Below are 15,093 nucleotides of genomic sequence, written 5' to 3'. Positions count from 1 at the left end.
TACTGGCGGCGAGACCGGCTTCTAGAGCTCCGTTAACCCGTCCAGATCTGTGGGGGACTTGACGGCATGCGTCGGAACGCCGCGAAGTTCACGCTTGGCGATGCCCGCGAGAGCGCCCGCGGGCGGGAACTCGACGATCGCCGTGACATTGCGCTGACGCATGGTCTCGGTGCACAGGTCCCAGCGCACCGGACGGGTCAGCTGCGCGACGAGCTTCTCCATCGCGTCGGTGGCCGACGATACCGGTTGCCCGTCGCGGTTGGACAGCAACGTGGTGGTGGGCTCGGCCGGCGTGACCTTCGCGGCCGCCGCGGCATAGCCGTCGAGCGCCGAACTCATGAACTCGGTGTGGAAGGCGCCTGCGGTGGCCAGCGGGCGCACCCGGGCCTTGGCCGGCGGGTCTTCGGCCAGCTTCTGCAGCGCGTCCAGGCGGCCGGCGGCGACGATCTGGCCGGCGGCGTTGCGGTTGGCGGCCACCAGGTCGAGCTGCTCGAGCCGGGCCAGCACCTCTGCTTCGTCGCCGCCGAGCACCGCCGACATGCCCGTCGGCTCGTTGGCGCAGGCCTTGGCCATCTCCGCGCCGCGGGTGGCGGCCAACGAGACGGCGTCGTCGGCCGAGATCACGCCGGCGATCGCGTAGGCCGCGATCTCGCCGACGGAATGGCCCGCGACGACAGTCGCGGCGTCCCTGAACAGCCCGCGTCGGGTGAGCTCCTGGTGGGCCAGCAGGGTGGCGGCCACGACCAGCGGCTGAGTGATCGCGGTGTCGGTGATCTCCTCCGCCGATGCGGTAGTGCCCAACCGGGCCAGGTCCAGGCCACTGGCCGTGGACCACGCCGCAAGCTGGTCCGCCGCGCCGGGCAACTCCAGCCACGGCGACAGCATTCCGGGAGTCTGCGAACCCTGTCCAGGGGCAAGCAACGCAATCACGTGTTTAAGAGAACACTGTGAAGACGGTTTTGCGGGGTGTAACAGATTATGAACCTTGTCTTAGGTTTTTGTGGAGACCCCACAAAACCGCTTTGGATGCGATCTGTTTGATATCGTGCCGCAACTTGCTCACTCGACGCGGTGCCCGGCGGAGGGCTCGACCAGGTCCTTCGCCACCGGCGTGGTGACCGGTGTCACAGTGTTGCTTGTGCTGCTGGTGTGCTGCGCCTGGTAGGCGAGGTGACCCACGGTAGCTGCCACCCGAAGGACGTAGGCGTCTCGGGGCTGGGTGGGGTCGCGCCCGGTGAAGTCGGCGATCCGGCGCAGTCGGTAGCGCACGGTGTTTGGATGAACGAACAACTTGCGGGCACACGCCTCGATCGCGCCGCCGCAATCCAGATAGGCGTCCAGCGTCTCGGTGAGCGTGGGTCCGGCGTCGGCAAGTGGCCGCATCACGTCGGTGTGCAGCGCCGCGATCGCCGAGGCGTCGCCCATCAGCGCCCGCTCCGGCAGCAGCTCGCGGGCCAGTACCGGCCGCGGGGCGCCGCTCCACCCGGCGACGGCGTTCATCCCGGATATCGCCTCGCTGGCGCTGTGGTAGGCCGCGGTCAGCATCGGCGCGGTCGGCCCGATCACCACCGGGCCGTCGGAGAAGGCGCCCATCAGGTCGCCGAAGAACTTCTCGGTGGGCGTGAGCTGGCCCGAGACGATCGCCACCAACCACGTGCCGTGCACGTCGGTGAGCGCCGCGCGGCCGTGACGGGTGGCGATGTCACGGACGTCCTGGCTGGCGTGGGCGTCCCGGCCCGGCGCCGGGGTGCCCACCACCACGGTCGCCGGCGCGGTGGTGTCCCAGTTGAGCGCCGCCGCGCGCGACAACAGCTCGGGACCCGTGTCGCCGCGCACCACCGCGTCCACCACGCTGGCCTCCATCCGGCTGTCCCAGGTGCCGCGGGCTTCGGCGGCGTCGGCGTACGACGTGGCAGCGGTGAACGCCAGGTCGCGGCTGTATTTCAAGATGCCGACGGTGAGCGCGGTGACCTCCTCTTCGGAGCGGGCCACCATCGGGACGACTTCCTCGAAGAACTCCATCGTGATCCGCACCATGTCGACGGTGTGGCGCAATGCGATCCGGTTTCGCAGCTCCTGCGGTACCAGCTCGAAGGCCTGTGCGGTGTAGCGGATGTTGCTGCGCGGGTCGCGCATCCACTCGACGAAGTTCACCACCGCGGTCTGCACCACCAGCGCCACGCTGGCGCGTTGGGAGGCTTCCAGGTCGGCGAAGAACGGCAACCGGTCCTGCATCGCCGAGACCGCCTCGGTCGCTATCCGGCCCGAAAGCTGTTTGAGCCGCCGCAGCAGCGACTCGGGGGCCACGTCCAGCAGCTCGAGCGTCGTGCGCGGCAGCGCGAACTGCCCGATATCCTTGTCGGCCACCCCTAAAAGCTACGCCGCTTTTCTGGATGTTTCCGCTAACTCCGGCCCGGCGCCACCGCCGAGCGTGAAGCTGGGCTCACTTTCGGCGGCCAACGTGAACCTAGTTTCACGCTCGGCGGGCTTCGGGAGCCGTTACGCCACGCCGGGGTCGGAGGTCTGCCCCGGCGCGGCCTGCACGTCGTCGATCTTGTACTGGCGCGCCGCCGCGGTGGGCACCGAGGGGTCGATCTCGCCGTCGCGGGCCAGTGCCTCCAGCACCGCGACGACCTGCGACTCGGCGTCGGTGTTGAAGTAGCGACGGGCGGCGGGCCGGGTGTCGGAAAAACCGAACCCGTCGGTGCCCAGCGTGACGTAGGTGTTCGGGACCCATGGCCGGATCTGCTCGGGCACCGCGCGCATCCAGTCCGACACGGCGACGACGGGGCCGCTCGCCTGCGACAGCGCCTTGGTGACGTAGGCCTCGCCGGCCGGCCGGTCCGGGTGGCGCAGCTTCTCGCGCTCGATGGCCACCCCGTCGCGGTTGAGTTCGCTCCAACTGGTCACCGACCACACGTCGGCGGCGACATCCCACTCGGCGGCCAGCATGTCGGCGGCCTGCAGCGCCGACGGCATCGCGACCCCGGAAGCCAGGATGTGCGCGGTATTAGACCGGGATGCCGTGGCCTTGCGGTACCGGTAGATGCCCCGCAGCAGGCCCTCCGGGTCGAAGTTCTCCGGCTCGGGCGGCTGCACGTACGGCTCGTTGTAGACGGTGATGTAGAAGAAGATGTTCTCCGGATTCTCGCCGTACATGCGGGCCAGCCCGCTTTCGACGATGTAGGCGATCTCGTAGGCGAACGCGGGGTCGTAGGAGACCACCGCGGGGTTGGTGGCCGCCAGCAGCAGCGAATGGCCGTCGGCGTGCTGCAGCCCTTCGCCGGTGAGCGTCGTGCGCCCGGCGGTGGCGCCGAGCAGAAAGCCGCGGGCCATCTGGTCGCCAGCCGCCCACAGCCCGTCGCCGGTGCGCTGGAAGCCGAACATCGAATAGAAGATGTAGATCGGGATCATCGGCTCGTTGTGCGTCGCATACGAGGTGCCGGCCGCGGTGAAGCACGCCACCGAGCCGGCTTCGTTGATGCCCTCGTGCAGGATCTGGCCGACTTCGCTTTCCTTGTAGGCCAGCATCAGGTCGGCGTCGACGGCGGTGTAGAGCTGGCCGTTGCGGTTGTAGATCTTGAGCGACGGGAACCAGGAATCCATCCCGAAGGTGCGGGCCTCGTCGGGAATGATCGGGACGATCCGCGGGCCAATCTCCTTGTCCCGCAACACTTCCTTGAATGTCCGCACCGTCGCCATCGTGGTGGCGACTTCCTGGTTGCCCGACCCCTTCTTCAGCGACTTGTAGATGTCGCGGCCCGGCAGCGTCAGCGCCTTGGACTTGGTGCGGCGCTCGGGAACGAAGCCGCCGAGGGTGCGCCGGCGGTCGAGCAGGTAACGGATCTCAGGGGCCTCCGAGCCGGGGTGGTAGTACGGCGGCAGGTAGGGGTCTTCCTCCAGCTGAGCGTCGCTGATAGGGATCCGCATGGAATCGCGGAAAGCCTTAAGGTCTTCCAGCGCAAGCTTTTTCATCTGATGGGTGGCGTTGCGGCCCTGGAAGTGCGCGCCCAGCGAGTAGCCCTTGATGGTCTTGGCGAGGATCACCGTCGGCTGACCCTTGTGGTCGACGGCGGCGCGGTAGGCGGCGTAGACCTTGCGGTAGTCGTGGCCGCCGCGCTTGAGGTTCCAGATCTCGGCGTCGCTCATGTTCGCGACAAGCGCCTTGGTGCGGGGATCGCGGCCGAAAAAGTGGTCGCGCACATAGGCGCCGTCGTTGGCCTTGTAGGTCTGGTAGTCACCGTCGGGCGTGGTGTTCATCAGGTTTACCAGTGCGCCGTCGCGGTCGGCCTGCAGCAGCGCGTCCCACTCCCTGCCCCAGATCACCTTGATCACGTTCCAGCCGGCACCCCGGAAGAACGACTCCAGCTCCTGGATGATCTTGCCGTTGCCGCGCACCGGGCCGTCCAGGCGCTGCAGGTTGCAGTTGACCACGAAGGTCAGGTTGTCCAGTCCCTCCAGCGCGCCGACGTGAGCCAGGCCCCGGCTTTCCGGTTCGTCCATCTCGCCGTCGCCCAAGAAGCACCACACGTGCTGGTCGGAGGTGTCCTTGATGCCCCTGTCGTGCAGGTAGTGGTTGAACCGGGCCTGGTAGATGGCGTTCATCGGCCCCAGGCCCATCGACACGGTGGGGAATTCCCAGAAGTCGGGCATCAGCCGCGGATGCGGGTAGGACGGCAGCCCGCCGCCGGGGTGACTGTGTTCCTGGCGGAAGCCGTCGAGCTGCTCGGCAGTCAGCCGGCCCTCCAAGAAGGCGCGTGCATAGATGCCGGGGGAGGCGTGGCCCTGGATGAAGACCTGGTCCCCGCCGCCGGGATGCGACTTGCCGCGGAAGAAGTGGTTGAAGCCGACCTCATACAGCGCGGCCGAGGAGGCATAGGTCGAAATGTGGCCGCCCACACTGACTCCCGGTCGCTGGGCGCGGTGCACCATGATGGCCGCGTTCCACCGGATCCATGTCCGGTAGCGGCGTTCGACGTCCTCGTCGCCGGGGAACCACGGCTCCAGCTCGGTCGGGATCGTGTTGACGTAGTCGGTGGACGTCAGCGCCGGAATGGCGACCCGCTGCTCGCCGGCACGTTCCAGCAGGCGCAGCATCAGGTAGCGGGCCCGCGACGGCCCGGAGCGCTCCAGCAGCTCGTCGAAGGACTCCAGCCACTCCGACGTCTCTTCCGGGTCGATGTCGGGCAGATACGACGCCACCCCTTCACGGATCACTCGAACCCGGTCGTGTTCGCTTGCGGTACTTGAGTTTTTCGCCAGATCGTGGCGTACGAACTCGGTAGTCAACTCACTACTCCTTGCGTGGCGGTTCAGCTGCTTGTGGCCCATCCCCGCCGTGTTGTTTTCGGTTGTATCCCCCTATCGTGCCGCACAGCAGCCCCTACCGCGTAGGGGCCTTCGCAACCGGTAACGTCAGTCGGTGTGCTGGTCCGATTGCGCATCGGCCTGCTGGTACTCGGCAGTGTCGCGGCGACGCTGATGGCGATCGTCGGGTGCACCAGCGTCACCGAGGGCACCGCGACCGTAGACACCGCCGTCGCACCGGCCTACCGGGCGTCGGTGTCGGCATCGGTGTCTGCGTCGTCGGCGACCTCGCGGATCCGCGAGACACAGCGCCAGCAGTCGCTGACGACGCGGGCAGTGGTCAAGGCGTGTGAGTCGTTTGCCAACAGCAGCAAGGACGCCATCGAGAAGGTGAATGCCTTTGTCGGGGCGTTCAATCAGGGCGGTGATACCGCCGCCGCCGAGGGCCCGGCCATCGACGCGCTCAACAACAGCGCCGACGTCGTCGCTCAAAGCATCAGTGACCCGTTGTCGCAGGAGCTGCGCGAGGCGCTCAACGCCTACGTCGACGCGTCCCGGGACGTGGCGAAGGCCATTCGCGCCCACGCGCCCACTTCGGAGTTCAACCAGCGCGTCGATCAGCTCAACGACACCAAGTCCAGAACGGTCAAGGCGTGCCTTGCGTACTCGTGACGCTGATTGCTGTGCAACGATAGTGCCCATCGCACGGCGTGTTGATGCATAGGACTAAGGAGGCGCACGGTGGTGGCGGCGGACGACGCCCCGAGCTACGCCCGCAAGCTCGGCATCCAGAAAGGTCAGGTTGTCCAGGAGTGGGGCTGGGATGAGGACACCGACGACGACATCCGCGCCGACGTCGAGGAAGCCTGTGGCAGCGAACTGCTCGACGAAGACACCGACGAGGTGGTCGACGTCGTCCTGCTGTGGTGGCGGGACGGCGACGGAGATCTGGTGGACACCTTGATGGACGCCATCACCCCGCTGGCCGACGACGGCGTGATCTGGGTGCTGACCCCGAAGACCGGCAGGCCGGGCCATGTGCTGCCCGCCGAGATCGCGGAGTCGGCACCCACCGCGGGCCTGATGCCGACGTCGTCGGTGAGCCTGGGTGACTGGAGCGCCAGCCGACTGGTGCAGCCGAAGTCCCGGGCGGGGCGGCGCTGATGCTCAGCGTCGGAACCGAGGCGCCGGATTTCACCCTGCGCGACCAGAACCAGCAGCCGGTCACCCTGTCCGACTACCGCGGCGAGAAGAACGTGTTGCTGGTGTTCTTCCCGCTGGCGTTCACCGGCATCTGCCAGGGCGAGCTCGACCAGTTGCGGGATCACCTGCCCGACTACGAAAACGACGACAGCGTTGCGCTAGCAATCTCGGTGGGTCCGCCGCCCACCCACAAGGTGTGGGCCGCCGGGAGCGGTTTCCTGTTCCCGGTGTTGTCGGACTTCTGGCCGCACGGCGCGGTCAGCCAGGCCTACGGCGTGTTCAACGAGGACGCCGGCTATTCCAACCGGGGCACCTTCGTCATCGACCGGTCCGGGATCATCCGGTTCGCGGAGATGAAGCAGCCGGGCGAGACCCGCGATCAGCAGCTGTGGACCGACGCGCTGGCCGCGCTCAAGGCGTGACGGCCTTTGGCGCGAGCGTGCGTCCCCGCACGACACGCCGCGTTCAAACCCGATTCTGCGCACGCTCGACAGGATCGCGGGCGTTTGGGCGCCGGTCGGCAGCCGTGTAGCCTGTCGCGGCACGGGCGCGTAGCTCAGTGGTAGAGCTCTGGTTTTACACACCAGCGGTCGGCGGTTCGATCCCGTCCGCGCCCACCAGTGTGACCTGGGTCGCAAACCCGGAACGATGAGGTCAGCAACACATTTACTAAGGTCAGCTAATCGGTCACGATAGTTAGTATGACTTCACAGTTGACGCCCGAACGTACGACGTCCCGTCCCCGCAAGACCGAAGAAACCCAACGAGCGCATTCTGCTGCAGCCGTGGTTTTGGACAGCGGTGCTGTGCATGATCGCCATGGTGTTGCTCGTGATGTTCGGCTAGCCGTTACACGATTCTCCATCCGCGGCCGGCGCGGAATCGCATGTCCCACAGATAAAGTCGATAGCCGAATATCCAGACCCGGTGCGGGATCAGCTGGTCGGCCAGTCGCAGCGCGGAAAGCAGCCACTCGAAGCGGCGCTGCTGCGATTCCGACCAGTCCAGTTGCATCGTCGCCCGGAACTCGGGGGCCAGAAAACCCGCCGTCGCGAACAGGTTGAACCGGCCCAGCGCGCGCAGTGGCCACGGCAGGAACGCCATCGATGCCACCCCGCGAAGGTGCTCGCGCACCGGGGGATCGATGTGCAACTTGTCGAGGGTGCGTTTCCAGTACTCGTCGAACGCGACCCGGTCCGGTGGCCACATGTCTTCGCGCACTTGCAGGGTGGTGCCCAGCCGCCTGGCCTCTTGATAGACGGCGTCGGCGCTGGCGTCGTCGAGTGGGCCGTGTAGAAACTCGTGCTGGTCGACGAATAGCGGTACAGGCAGGCGGCCACCCACAGCTGCAGCCTCGGGTCAAAGGCGTTGTAGGACATCGGGCTTGACGGCCGCGACCGCAGCTGCCGATGCGCAGTGTCGACGGCGGCGCGGATCAGCTCGCGGTCTTTGTGTGTCCCGATCGTGGCAACGGCCAGATACGTGCCGGTGGTGCGGGCCCGTTTGAACGGATGCTTGTACACGTTGCCGGAATCGACCGGGCTTTCCAGGACGCCGTAGCCGACGCCGGGCAACGACAGCTGCATGATCACGTTCGCGGCGGGCAGCAGCATGGCGGCCGGGTTCAGCAAGTCGGCGACACCGGATCGCTTTATGAGGCGAGTAGACCACGTGTGAGAGGCTGCCGGAGTGTTTGGGCGGACCCGGCTCGTGGGCGTGCTGGCCGGTTATCTGGCCGACGCGGTGTTCGGTGACCCGCGGCGCGGTCATCCGGTCGCGGCATTCGGCGCCGCGGCCGCAGGATTGGAGCGGTTCAGCTACCGCGATTCCCGGCTCGCGGGCGCGATGCATGCCGGCGTACTGATCGGCGCGCTGGGGCTGCTCGGTGCGACGGCGCAGCGCTACGTGGGGCAGCGGGGTCCACTGTGGTCCATTGCGGTAACCGGGGTCGCCACCTGGATGTCGCTGGGCGGCACGTCGCTCGCGCGCACCGGATCGGCGATGTCGGAGCTGTTGGGCCGCGAAGACATTGAGGAGGCTCGGCGGCTGCTGCCGTCGCTGTGCGGCCGCGACCCCGCGCTGCTCGACGCCGACGGGCTCGCTCGCGCGGCGGTGGAATCGGTCGCCGAGAACACCTCCGACGCGCAGGTGGCGCCGCTGCTGTGGGCTGCCGTCGGCGGGATTCCGGGCGTGCTGATGTACCGCGGCGTCAACACGTTGGACTCGATGATCGGTCACCGTTCGCCGCGCTATGCCCGATTCGGTTGGGCCGCAGCACGATTGGATGACATGGCGAACTATCCCGCCGCGCGCGTGACTGCCGCGCTGGTGGTGCTCTGCGCCCCAGTCGTCGGCGGCTCGTCGTCGGGCGCGCTGCGGGCGTGGCGCCGCGACGCGGCCCGGCATCCCAGCCCCAACGCCGGCGTCGTCGAGGCGGCGTTCGCCGGAGCACTAGGGGTGAGGCTCGGCGGGCCTACGCACTACCAGTACGGGCTGCAGATCCGGCCCAGCCTCGGCGACGGGCCGGCCCCGACGGTGGCCGACCTGCGCCGCGCGGTGCGGCTATCTGTGGCAGTGCAACTCGCCGCCGCCGCGGTCGTTATCGCCGCCGGCCGTAGCGGTCGCTGAGTTTCTCCTCGACGGTCTGCGGCGCCGACTTCGATGCCGCTTTTTCGGCGCGGCGGGCGCGGACCTCCGTGTAGACGAAGTAGCCCAACAGGATTGGCGCGGCGATGCCGAACGAGATCCACTGGATGCCATACGACAAGAACGGCCCGGCATCCAGATGCGGTACCCCGAGCACGCCCAACCCGCCGGGCTGGTTGTCCACCAGCTGCAGATACGACCCGGCCAGCGGCACCCCGGTCAACCGTGCGATCTGCCCGATGTCGATGGAATACACCTGCTGCACACCGTCTTTGGTGAACGGCTCCTTTTCGGGAACCGGTTGCTCGGAATCGCGCAGCCGCGCGGTGATACTCACCGGCTCCGCGGGTGGCGGCGGGATCGGCGGAATCCGTGAACCCTGCTCGGGCCGCACGTAGCCGCGGTCGACCAGCACGGTCGGGCCGCCGTCGACGACGAACGGCGCCAGCACCTCGAACGCCGGCTCTCCGCCGACCACCCGCAACCGGGCCAGCACCTGCACGTCCGGCAGGTAATGCCCGGTCGCGGTGACCCGACGCCACTGCGCCTGAGGCGCCGACGAATCCTGCTGCGGCAACAGTGTTTTCACCTGGACAGGCGGCGTGCTCAGCGACTGCTCGATCTGCTTGTTCTCCCGCGACGTCCTGGTGTTCTTGCCCAGTTGCCACGGCGCGAGCACGGTGAAACACAGGTAGGAGAACGCGATCACCACCACCGCCAGCGCCAGCCAGCCCGGCCGCAGCAGAAACGCCATCCGTCGCATCAGCGGTGCCCGTTCTGCGCCAGTTGCTCGTCGACCCATTTGTGCAGGCCGGGCAGGGCGGCCTCGATGGTGGCGAAGGCCGCCTCGAAGTCGTCGTGGTCGCCGTAGTACGGGTCGTCGACGTCGAGGGCATACGCGCCGGAGCACGGGTCGAACGACCGCAGCATGCGGATCCGGTCGGCATCGACACCCAGTTGCCGCAACAGCCACACGTGGTTACGGGCTAACGCCACCACCAGGTCGGCGTTGAGGTGGTCGAGGTCGACCTGGGCGGCGCAGTGGTCGGTGGGGTAGCCGTGCGCACGCAGCACCCGGTTGGTTCGCTCGTCGGCGGCCTTGCCGATATGCCAGCCGGCGGTGCCCGCACTGGTCACTCGCACGGCGTCGTCGAGGCCGCGTTGGGTGATCTGGTGGGCGAACATCTTCTCCGCCATCGGCGACCGGCAGATGTTGCCGGTGCAGACGAACGTGATGTGCAGCCGTCGGTCAGACACCCAGCGCCCTCCGCAATTCGGCGACGGTCGCGACACGCGGCACGTCGGCGTTGTCGGGGAAGTCGGCCTGACCGTAGCCCCAGCCGACCACCACCGCGTCGATGCCGTGCGCGGCGGCGCCGTCGACGTCGTGCACCCGGTCGCCGACCATCAGCACCCGCTCAGGCAGCGGCGCCAACTGTGCCAGCGCGTGAGCCAGCACGTCGGCCTTGCTGCTGCGGGAGCCGTCGACGCTGGCCCCGGCGACGACCTCGAAATGCCCGTCCAGCCCGAAATGCGCCAGGATGCGCCGCGCCGTCGGCTCGGCCTTGGAGGTGGCCACCGCCAGTCGCACACCGGCGGCGCGCAGGTCCGCCAGCAGCGGCACCATCCCGTCGAACACGCTGTTCATCGCCCAGCCGCGGGTGGTGTAGTCGGCGCGGTAGGCCGCGATCGCCGCGTCGGTGTGCTCGCCGAGTCCCATCGCGGCCAGCGTGTGGTGCATCGGCGGGCCGACGATCCGGCCGGCCAGGTCGCCGTCGGGCTCGGCGGCGCCGACATGGCGCAGCGCGTGGCGGAAGCTCGACACGATCCCGGCTGCGGAATCGGTGATGGTCCCGTCGAGGTCGAAGATCACCATGTGCGGAGGGCTGGCTGGCACCGTCCCATTGTCTCCGACGCGCTCACCTGCACCGTCGGCAGGACCGTTAGTGTTTCAAGCGTGGCGAGTCCGGACCCGACCTTGCGTGCGGCGGCGCGCTACCACGGCGATCAGGCCGCCGAACCCGGGATGCTCGATTTCGCCGTCAATGTCCGCGACACCCGGCCGCCGCAGTGGCTGGTCGAGCGGCTGGCTGCCCGCCTGCCCGATCTGGCCCGCTACCCGGCGGCTGCCGACGAGCGCGCCGCGATTGAGGCCGTCGCCGCACGCCACCGCCGCGCCGCCGACGAGGTGATGTTGCTGGCCGGTGCGGCCGAGGGATTCGCGCTGCTGCCCAACCTGAGCACGAGGCTGGCCGCGACCATCGTGCCGTCATTCACCGAACCGCAGGTGGCGCTGGCCGCCGCCGGTATCCCGGTGCGGCACGTCGTGCTGGCGCCGCCGTTCGGCCTGGCCGGCGCTTCCGTGCCCGACGACGCGGATACGGTCGTGGTGGGCAACCCGACAAACCCGACCGCGGTGCTGCACGCGCGCGAGCAGATCCTCGCGCTGCGCCGGCCCGGCCGGATCGTCGTGGTCGACGAGGCGTTCGCCGATTCGGTTCCAGGCGAACCGGAGTCGCTGGCCGGTGCTTCGCTGCCCGACGTGCTGGTGCTGCGCAGCCTGACCAAGAGCTGGTCGCTGGCCGGGCTGCGGGTGGGCTACGCGCTGGGTGCCCCCGACGTGCTGGCGCGCCTGGGCTGCTCGCGGCCGCACTGGCCGCTGGGCACCCTCCAGTTGACGGCGATCGCGGCCTGTTGTGCGCCCGGCGCGGTGGCCGAGGCCGCGGCCGGCGCCCAGCGGCTGGCGGAGTTGCGCAGCCAGATGGCGGCGGGCCTGGAGTCGTTGGGCCTGGACGTGGTCGACGGCCGCGCGCCTTTTGTGCTGTTCAGCGTGCCCGACGCCGAGCTAATGCGAAAGCACTTGCACGCCAAGGGGATTGCCGTTCGTCGGTGTGACACGTTCGTCGGGCTGGACGGGCGCTACCTGCGCGCCGCGGTGCGCCCGGAGTGGCCGGTGCTGATCGAGGCTATCGCCGGGGCATTGCCGTGAGCGCGCGGCTTGCCGACGTCATCGGCGTGCTCGACGAGGCCTACCCGCCGCGGCTCGCCCAGTCGTGGGATTCGGTCGGGCTGGTGTGCGGCGACCCCGACGACCCGGTGGAGTCGGTGACGGTGGCGGTCGACGCCACCGCGGCCGTGGTCGACGAGGTTCCCGACGGCGGCCTGCTGCTGGCTCATCACCCGCTGCTGCTGCGCGGCGTGGACACCGTCGCAGCCAGCACCGCCAAGGGCGCACTGATACACCGGCTGATCCGTTCCGGCCGTTCGCTGTTCACCGCCCACACCAACGCCGACGCGGCGTCCCCGGGTGTGTCCGACGCGCTGGCACGGGCGCTCGGGTTGACGGTCGAAGCGGTCGTGGAACCACTGCCCGCGGTCACCGACTCGGACAAGTGGGTGATCTTCGTGCCGCCGGAGAGCGCGGACGCCGTGCGCGCGGCGGTCTTCGCAGCGGGCGCCGGCGTCATCGGCGAGTATTCGCAATGCAGTTGGAGCGTCACCGGCACCGGCCAGTTCTTGCCGGGCGACGCGGCCACGCCCGCGATCGGTAGCGTCGGCGCCGTCGAACGGGTGGCGGAGGACCGGGTCGAGTTCGTCGCGCCGGCCCGGGCACGCCGGCAGGTCCTTGCCGCCATGCGCGCCGCCCATCCCTACGAAGAACCCGCGTTCGACATCATCGCACTGACGGCTTCGCCCACCGACGTCGGCTTGGGCCGCATCGGGACGCTGCCACAACCAGAACCGTTGCGCGACTTCGTGTCCCGCGTCAACGCCGGCCTGCCCAAGACGTCGTGGGGAGTGCGCGCCGCCGGTGATCCCGATATGCCGGTGTCGCGGGTCGCGGTCTGTGGCGGCGCCGGCGACTCGTTGCTGGACGCCGTGGCAGCGGCCGGTGTGCAGGCCTATGTCACCGCGGACCTGCGCCACCACCCGGCCGACGAACACCGTCGCGCGTCGGAGGTGGCTCTGATAGACGTCGCTCACTGGGCCAGCGAATACCCGTGGTGCGACCAGGCCGCCGAGGTCTTACGGTCCGCTTTTGACGACGCGCTACCGGTACGGGTATGCCCCGTCCGCACCGACCCCTGGAACATCGACAACATCGCCGGAGGGCCACACACGTGAAAGCCGCAGTAGCCCAGCAGCGTTCGCTGCTCGAGTTGGCCGAGCTGGACGCCGAGCTGGCTCGCCTCACGCATCGGGCCGGTCATCTGCCCGAACAGCAGGACTACGAGCGGATACAGGCCGACCACGGCGCAGCCAACGACCGGCTGGCAGCGCTGCGAATCGCGCTGGAGGACTTGGACGCTCAGGTCGCACGATTCGAATCCGAGATCGACGCCGTGCGCCAGCGCGAAGACCGCGACCGTGCGCTGCTGCAGTCGGTGGCAGACGCCAAGCAACTCTCCGAACTGCAGCACGAACTGGAAACGCTGCAGCGGCGCCAATCCAGCCTGGAGGATTCGCTGCTGGAGGTCATGGAGCGCCGTGAGGAACTGCAGGCTCGGCAGGACGCCGAACTGGCCGCGATCGACGGGTTGCAGGCCGAATTGAGCGCCGCCCAGCAGGCTCTCGACAACGCGCTCGCCGAAATCGACCAGACCCGCCGGCGGCGCGCGACGCGACGCGACGAACTGACCGCGGCACTGGACCCCGAGCTGGTCGCGCTCTACGAACGGCAGCGTGCTCACGGCGGACCGGGTGCAGGGCCGCTGCAAGGACGCCGATGCGGTGCCTGCCGGATCGAAATCGACCGCGGCGAGCTTTCCCGAATCGCGACGGCCGCCGACGACGACGTGCTGCGCTGCCCGGAATGCGGCGCGATCCTGCTGCGGGTCAAGGGCTTCGACCAGTGAAAGTCATCGTCGAGGCGGACGGCGGATCCCGCGGTAATCCCGGCCCGGCCGGGTATGGGTCGGTGGTGTGGACGGCCGACCGTTCCACCGTCCTGGCTGAAAGCAAGCAGGCGATCGGCCGGGCCACCAACAACGTTGCCGAATACCGCGGCTTGATCGCGGGTTTGGAGGAGGCGGCGAGGCTTGGCGCCACCGAGGTTGCCGTCTCGATGGACTCCAAGCTGGTGGTCGAGCAGATGTCGGGGCGCTGGCAGGTCAAGCACCCCGACCTGGCGCAACTGCATGCGCAGGCGCGCGCGCTGGCGTCGCGGTTCGAGGCGATCAGCTATTCGTGGGTGCCGCGCGCACAGAACTCCTACGCCGACCGGTTGGCCAATGAAGCGATGGACGCCGCTGCAGAGGTCGAATCCGGGACGGCTGCAACCAAACCCGCGATGGCGCCCGGCTGGACCGGGGCCCGCGGCGCCGCCAGCCGGCTGCTGCTGTTGCGCCATGGCCAGACCGAACTGTCGGTCCAGCGCCGCTACTCAGGACGCGGCAACCCCGCCCTGACCGACCTGGGGAGGCGCCAAGCCGACGCGGCGGCACGGTATCTGGCGCAACGGGGCGGAATCGCCGCGGTGGTCAGCTCACCGCTGCAGCGCTGCTATGACACCGCGACGACGGCGGCCAAGGCGCTCGGCCTCGATGTGACCGTCGACGACGACCTGGTCGAAACCGATTTCGGTGCGTGGGAGGAGCTTACGTTTTCCGAAGCGGCCGAACGTGATCCGGAGCTGCACCGGCGCTGGCTGCGTGACACCAGCACCACACCGCCGGGCGGAGAGAGCTTCGATGCCGTGCATCGGCGCGTCGTCCGGGCGCGGGATCGGATCATCGACGAACACGGCGGCACAACGGTATTGGTGGTCTCGCATGTGACGCCGATCAAGATGCTGCTGCGGATCGCGCTCGACGCCGGACCCGGGATTCTGTATCGGCTGCACCTGGACCTGGCGTCGCTGAGCATCGCCGAGTTCTATCCGGACGGGGCGTCGTCGGTACGGCTGGTGAACCAGACGGCGTATCTCTGACTGCGCGT

The 15,093-nt window shown here is 68.7% G+C and carries 14 protein-coding genes, 1 tRNA gene and 1 pseudogene; 9 read left to right on the top strand and 7 right to left on the bottom strand.

Annotated elements, in window-relative coordinates:
* Positions 1-21: 21 nt before the first annotated feature.
* The 3 genes from AWB95_RS12365 to aceE form a co-directional block, all read right to left on the bottom strand.
* Positions 22-930 carry an ACP S-malonyltransferase gene (locus AWB95_RS12365; RefSeq protein ID WP_085168287.1) on the bottom strand — a complete coding sequence of 303 codons (909 nt, stop codon included), beginning with the start codon at positions 928-930 and terminating at the stop codon, positions 22-24.
* Between the two features lie 129 nt (positions 931-1,059).
* Positions 1,060-2,367 carry a PucR family transcriptional regulator gene (locus AWB95_RS12360; protein ID WP_085168286.1) on the bottom strand — a complete coding sequence of 436 codons (1,308 nt, stop codon included), beginning with the start codon at positions 2,365-2,367 and terminating at the stop codon, positions 1,060-1,062.
* Positions 2,368-2,499: 132 nt separating this feature from the next.
* Positions 2,500-5,289, bottom strand: a complete 2,790-nt coding sequence (gene aceE / locus AWB95_RS12355; protein WP_062540313.1) for a pyruvate dehydrogenase (acetyl-transferring), homodimeric type — start codon at positions 5,287-5,289, stop codon at positions 2,500-2,502.
* Positions 5,290-5,481: 192 nt separating this feature from the next.
* Here aceE and AWB95_RS12350 point away from each other — a divergent pair, with 192 nt between their 5' ends.
* From AWB95_RS12350 to AWB95_RS12335, 4 genes are all read left to right on the top strand, one after another.
* On the top strand, positions 5,482-5,979 hold the full coding sequence (locus tag AWB95_RS12350) for a hypothetical protein (RefSeq protein WP_232080359.1): 498 nt from the start codon (positions 5,482-5,484) through the stop codon (positions 5,977-5,979).
* A gap of 69 nt (positions 5,980-6,048) precedes the next feature.
* Complete coding sequence (locus AWB95_RS12345) at positions 6,049-6,471, top strand: DUF3052 domain-containing protein (protein WP_045378191.1); 423 nt, start codon at positions 6,049-6,051, stop codon at positions 6,469-6,471.
* Positions 6,471-6,932 (top strand): peroxiredoxin, encoded by a 462-nt coding sequence (locus AWB95_RS12340; RefSeq protein WP_062540312.1) that lies wholly within the window; start codon positions 6,471-6,473, stop codon positions 6,930-6,932. Before AWB95_RS12345 ends, AWB95_RS12340 begins: the two co-directional genes overlap by 1 nt.
* Before the next feature lie 123 nt (positions 6,933-7,055).
* Positions 7,056-7,130: transfer RNA gene (locus AWB95_RS12335), tRNA-Val, on the top strand.
* Positions 7,131-7,359: 229 nt separating this feature from the next.
* Here the strand turns inward: AWB95_RS12335 and AWB95_RS12330 are convergent.
* A pseudogene (locus AWB95_RS12330) lies at positions 7,360-8,123 on the bottom strand (oxygenase MpaB family protein).
* Between the two features lie 76 nt (positions 8,124-8,199).
* On the opposite strand from AWB95_RS12330, the gene AWB95_RS12325 reads away from it, so the two are divergent.
* A complete protein-coding gene (locus AWB95_RS12325; RefSeq protein WP_085168285.1) occupies positions 8,200-9,138 on the top strand; it encodes a cobalamin biosynthesis protein in 939 nt (312 codons plus the stop codon).
* Here the strand turns inward: AWB95_RS12325 and AWB95_RS12320 are convergent.
* Genes AWB95_RS12320 through AWB95_RS12310 form a run of 3 tightly spaced genes read right to left on the bottom strand, consistent with a single transcriptional unit; the run spans position 9,110 to position 11,032 of the window.
* Positions 9,110-9,919 (bottom strand): SURF1 family cytochrome oxidase biogenesis protein, encoded by an 810-nt coding sequence (locus AWB95_RS12320; protein ID WP_062541817.1) that lies wholly within the window; start codon positions 9,917-9,919, stop codon positions 9,110-9,112. The two genes, AWB95_RS12325 and AWB95_RS12320, sit on opposite strands and share 29 nt — an antisense overlap.
* Complete coding sequence (locus tag AWB95_RS12315; RefSeq protein ID WP_062541818.1) at positions 9,919-10,413, bottom strand: low molecular weight protein-tyrosine-phosphatase; 495 nt, start codon at positions 10,411-10,413, stop codon at positions 9,919-9,921. The genes AWB95_RS12320 and AWB95_RS12315 overlap by 1 nt, the downstream gene beginning before the upstream one ends.
* On the bottom strand, positions 10,406-11,032 hold the full coding sequence (locus AWB95_RS12310; RefSeq protein ID WP_085168284.1) for an HAD-IA family hydrolase: 627 nt from the start codon (positions 11,030-11,032) through the stop codon (positions 10,406-10,408). Before AWB95_RS12310 ends, AWB95_RS12315 begins: the two co-directional genes overlap by 8 nt.
* A gap of 81 nt (positions 11,033-11,113) precedes the next feature.
* Here AWB95_RS12310 and cobC point away from each other — a divergent pair, with 81 nt between their 5' ends.
* Genes cobC through AWB95_RS12290 form a run of 4 tightly spaced genes read left to right on the top strand, consistent with a single transcriptional unit; the run spans position 11,114 to position 15,085 of the window.
* Positions 11,114-12,145, top strand: a complete 1,032-nt coding sequence (gene cobC, locus AWB95_RS12305; RefSeq protein ID WP_085168283.1) for an Rv2231c family histidinol phosphate aminotransferase CobC — start codon at positions 11,114-11,116, stop codon at positions 12,143-12,145.
* The gene (locus tag AWB95_RS12300) at positions 12,142-13,281 is read left to right on the top strand and encodes a Nif3-like dinuclear metal center hexameric protein (RefSeq protein ID WP_062541271.1); all 1,140 of its coding nucleotides are present in this window, start codon (positions 12,142-12,144) and stop codon (positions 13,279-13,281) included. The genes cobC and AWB95_RS12300 overlap by 4 nt, the downstream gene beginning before the upstream one ends.
* On the top strand, positions 13,278-14,012 hold the full coding sequence (locus tag AWB95_RS12295) for a zinc ribbon domain-containing protein (protein ID WP_062541270.1): 735 nt from the start codon (positions 13,278-13,280) through the stop codon (positions 14,010-14,012). Before AWB95_RS12300 ends, AWB95_RS12295 begins: the two co-directional genes overlap by 4 nt.
* Positions 14,009-15,085 carry a bifunctional RNase H/acid phosphatase gene (locus AWB95_RS12290; protein WP_062541269.1) on the top strand — a complete coding sequence of 359 codons (1,077 nt, stop codon included), beginning with the start codon at positions 14,009-14,011 and terminating at the stop codon, positions 15,083-15,085. The genes AWB95_RS12295 and AWB95_RS12290 overlap by 4 nt, the downstream gene beginning before the upstream one ends.
* The last annotated feature ends 8 nt before the right edge of the window (positions 15,086-15,093 follow it).

The sequence above is a fragment of the Mycobacterium celatum genome, assembly GCF_002101595.1.
GTDB lineage: Bacteria > Actinomycetota > Actinomycetes > Mycobacteriales > Mycobacteriaceae > Mycobacterium > Mycobacterium celatum.
Note: the sequence above shows the minus strand (reverse complement) of the source record. Positions and strands in the feature narration are given on the sequence as shown.

Excerpts from the sequence above, each read along its gene's own strand:
- AWB95_RS12350 (WP_232080359.1), top strand. The coding sequence starts at position 5,482 with ATGGCGATCGTCGGGTGCACCAGCGTCACCGAGGGCACCGCGACCGTA.
- AWB95_RS12320 (WP_062541817.1), bottom strand. The coding sequence starts at position 9,919 with ATGCGACGGATGGCGTTTCTGCTGCGGCCGGGCTGGCTGGCGCTGGCG.
- AWB95_RS12340 (WP_062540312.1), top strand. The coding sequence starts at position 6,471 with ATGCTCAGCGTCGGAACCGAGGCGCCGGATTTCACCCTGCGCGACCAG.
- AWB95_RS12310 (WP_085168284.1), bottom strand. The coding sequence starts at position 11,032 with ATGGTGATCTTCGACCTCGACGGGACCATCACCGATTCCGCAGCCGGG.